Origin of the sequence: Pseudoroseomonas cervicalis ATCC 49957, from assembly GCF_000164635.1 — a bacterium.
GTDB classification, from domain to species: domain Bacteria; phylum Pseudomonadota; class Alphaproteobacteria; order Acetobacterales; family Acetobacteraceae; genus Pseudoroseomonas; species Pseudoroseomonas cervicalis.
Map to the genome: position 1 here is coordinate 62705 of NZ_GG770777.1, position 3665 is coordinate 66369.

General features: G+C 74.0%; 4 protein-coding genes. 2 read left to right on the top strand and 2 right to left on the bottom strand.

Features of this window, described 5'->3' with window-relative positions:
• Positions 1-745, top strand: a 745-nt coding sequence (locus HMPREF0731_RS00255; protein ID WP_007001958.1) for a lysophospholipid acyltransferase family protein, incomplete at its 5' end; no start/stop codon positions are given.
• 24 nt (positions 746-769) lie between these two features.
• Here the strand turns inward: HMPREF0731_RS00255 and HMPREF0731_RS00260 are convergent.
• Positions 770-2029, bottom strand: coding sequence for an amidase (locus HMPREF0731_RS00260; RefSeq protein ID WP_007001959.1), 1260 nt, complete (start codon positions 2027-2029; stop codon positions 770-772).
• Positions 2026-3063 carry a bile acid:sodium symporter family protein gene (locus HMPREF0731_RS00265; protein WP_007001960.1) on the bottom strand — a complete coding sequence of 346 codons (1038 nt, stop codon included), beginning with the start codon at positions 3061-3063 and terminating at the stop codon, positions 2026-2028. Before HMPREF0731_RS00265 ends, HMPREF0731_RS00260 begins: the two co-directional genes overlap by 4 nt.
• Positions 3064-3168: 105 nt before the next feature.
• Between HMPREF0731_RS00265 and HMPREF0731_RS00270 the strand changes: the two genes are divergently transcribed.
• Positions 3169-3665, top strand: a 497-nt coding sequence (locus HMPREF0731_RS00270) for a LysR family transcriptional regulator (RefSeq protein ID WP_007001961.1), incomplete at its 3' end; no start/stop codon positions are given.

Genomic DNA, 3665 nt, shown 5'->3' on the forward strand with positions numbered 1-3665 from the left:
CGCCACCGGCCGCCACCGCGCCAAGCTGGAGCGCGCCGAGGCGGCGCTGGCGTGCCTCCGCCCCGAACTGCCGGAGGCCGAGCGGCGCGACATGGCGCTGCGCAACTTCATCGGTGTCGGCCGCACCATGGCGGAATTCGCCTGCATGGGGCGGCTCTGGCGGGAGGGGCGGATCGCGGTGCGGGGGCGGGAGAACATCCCCGGCCCGAACATGGTGCTGGCGCTGCTGCATCTGGGCAATTGGGAGGCGATGAACGCCGCCGTCACCGGCCTTGGCCTGCGCGGCTGCAGCATCTACCAGCCGCCCTCCAGCCCGGTGCAGCACCGCATCGCGCAGCGGGCGCGGCGCCAGGCCGGCAATGACGCCATCCAGGCCTCGGTGATGGCGCCGCGCCAGGCGATGCGGGTGCTGGAGCGCGGCGAACTCGTCGGCATCTTCCTGGACGAGTACAAGGGCGGGCGGGTGAACGCGCCGCGCTTCGGCCGGCCGCCGGGGCCGGGTGGCAATCTGGCGCTGGCGGCGCGGCTGGCGGCGCGGGCGGGGGTGCCGGTGGTGCCGGCCTACACGCTGCGTGAATCGGGGCGCGAGGCGGGGCCGCGCTTCACCGCGCATTTCCTGCCCCCCCTGCGCATGAGCGGCGAGCTGGCCCGGGATGTCGCGGCGCTGGAGGCGTTTGCCGAGCGCACCATCCGCGCGCATCTGGAGCAGTGGTTCATGCTGCACGTCTTCCGCTTCGACCGCTGAGGCGGAAGACGCGCGGCGGCGGCCTCAGCCGAGGCGCCGTTCCACCCAGCCGGCCCAGGCCAGCAGCGCCGCATCCTGCCCGAAGGGCGCCACCAGCTGGATGCCGAGCGGCAGGCCAGTCGCCCCATGGCCCGCCGGCAGGCTGATGCAGGGGCCGTGCAGCGCCGTCCACAGCGCGTTGCAGGCGGGCTCGCCGGTGGAGTCGATGCCCGCCGGCGCCTCGCCCGGCGCGGCGGCGGTCAGCAGGATGTCATAGCCCTCCATGGCGGTGGCGAAGGCGGCGCGGGCGCGGGCGAAGGCGGCGCGGCCCTCGACCAGCGCGGCGGCGTCGTGGCTTTCGGCCCAGTCCAGCCGCTCGTTCAGCACGGCCGAGATCTTCTCGCGGGCGGCGTCGCGCTCCCAGGCGAGCGACTGCGCCGTCTCGCCATTCATCACCAGACCATGCACCGCATCGGCCTCGCGCAGCGCGGCGGGCAGGCTCCATTCGGCCACCACCGCGCCGGCGGCGGCGCAGGAATCGGCCACGCGCCGCAACAGGGCGGTGGTCTCGGGGCTGAGCTTCGCCTCGGCCGGGCCGGGGCAGAAGGCGATGCGCGGCGCGCGCTCCGCCGGGCGCGACAGGTCCAGCCCGGTCAGCGCCCCGGCGAAGAGCGCGCAATCGGCGGCGCGGCGGCCGAACACGCCGATCGTGTCCAGGCTCTCGCTCATCACCTTCATGCCGGCGCGGTGGATCAGGCCGAAGCTCGGCTTGAAGCCGGTGACGCCGCAATAGGCGGCCGGGCGCAGCACCGAGCCCGCCGTCTGCGTGCCGAAGGCCAGCGGGAAGAAGCCGGCGGCGACACCGGCCGCCGAGCCCTGGCTGGAGCCGCCGGGGGTGTGGGTCAGGCGATGCGGGTTGCGGGTGGGGCCCGGATGGCGGGTGGCGAATTCGGTGGTGACGGTCTTGCCCATCACCAGCGCGCCGGCGCGGCGGGCCAGGGCGACGGCCGCGGCATCGGCGCGCGGCTGGTGCCCGCTCCAGATGGGCGAGCCATATTCTGTTATAAAATCAGATGTATCCAGCACGTCCTTCACACCGATCGGCAGGCCGGACAGCGCACCCGGCAGGGGCCGGGCGGCGGCCGCGCGCACCGCATCGGGGGCGTGGGCGGCGAAGGCGTGGACCTCGCCCTCCCGCGCCGTGATGCGGTCCAGGCAGGCTTCGGCCAGTTCGGCGGCGGAGAGGCGGCCGGCGGCGATGCGCCGCGCGGCTTCGGAGGCGGGGAGGTCGGCGAGCTCGGTCATGCCCGCGATGCTAGGCCATCCCCGGCCGGGGTCCAGGGGGTTGCGGCGTCGGAACGAGGCGCCGCCTCGGCCGCGGCGCGGGCGGCGTAGCGGCGGGCCAGCGCGGCGCAGGCGAAGAGCTGGATCTGGTGGAACAGCATCAGCGGCAGCACCACGGGGCCGACGATGGCGGCGGGGAACAGGATGTTGGCCATCGGGATGCCGCTGGCCAGGCTCTTCTTCGAGCCGCAGAAGACGGCCACCACCTCATCCGCCCGGGCGAAGCCGAGCGCCCGGCTGGCGCCCCAGGTCGCCAGCAGCACCAGCGCCAGCAGCGCCGTGCTCAGCCCCACCAGCAGGGCGAGCGTCGCCAGGTTCATCTGCCCCCAGATGCCGGCCACCATGCCCTCGCTGAAGGCGGCATAGACGGCGAGCAGGATGGAGCCGCGATCGGCCAGCGACACCACCGTCCTGTGGCGCGTCAGGAAGCCGCCGATCAGCGGCCGCGCCGCCTGGCCCAGCAGGAAGGGCAGCAGCAAATGCAGGCCGATATCGGCCATGGCCTGCGGGCTGAAGCCGCCGGCGCCGCTCTTCTGCATCAGCCAGGCGACCAGCAGCGGCGTCAGCAGCATGCCGCCGACATTGGAGATGGTCGCGGCGCAGAGCGCGGCCGGCACATTGCCGCCGGCCACCGAGGTGAAGGCGATCGAGGACTGCACCGTCGAGGGGAGGACGCAGATGAACATGATGCCCAGCGCCAGGGCGGGCGGCAGCCAGGGCGAGAGCAGCTGCGTCAGCGCCAGCCCCGCCAGCGGAAACACCAGAAATGTGCTGGCCAGCACCAGCCCCTGCAGCCGCCAGTGCAGCAGCCCGCCCAGCACGGCGCGCGGCGCCAGCTTGGCGCCGTGCAGGAAGAACAGCAGCGCGACGCCGAGGCCCGTGGCGTGGCCCACCCACTCTGCCGCCTGGCCGCGGGCCGGCAGCAGCGCCGCCAGCGCCACCACGCTCACCAGCTGCAGCAGGAAGGGGTCGATCCGTTTCAGCAGGCTTCGCATCGGGGGTCTCCTCATCGCCTCGGCCCGGAAGCTAGGCGCGGCGGGGGTATTCCGCGAGCGAATGATTCCGATATCAGTCAGTGCGATCCGTGATAAACGAGGCGCATGATCCCGCCGCTGCTGCTGCGCTCCTTCCTCGCTGTCGCCGAGACCGGCAGCTTCACCCGCGCCGCCGGGCGGCTGGGGCTGCGGCAATCCACCGTCAGCCAGCACATCCGCAAGCTGGAGGAGCAGCTGCGCCGCACCCTCTTCGCCCGCGACACCCATGCGGTGGGGCTGACGCCGGAGGGCGACGCGCTGCTGCCCTTCGCCCGCCAGGTGCTGGACGCGCAGGCGCGGATGCAGCGCTTCCTGGAGGGCACGCAGCTGCGCGGCCGCATCCGGCTCGGCGCCTCGGAGGATTACGTCTCCGCCCGCCTGGCCGAGGTGCTGGCCGGCTTCACCCGCACCCACAGCGCCGTCGACCTGGAGCTGACCGTCGGGCTGAGCGGGCTGCTCTATGAGCGCTTCGATGCCGGGGAGCTGGACGTCATCGTGGTCAAGCGCCGGCGCGGCGACCCGCGCGGCCAGCTCGCCTGGCGCGAGGCGCTGGCCTGGGTCGG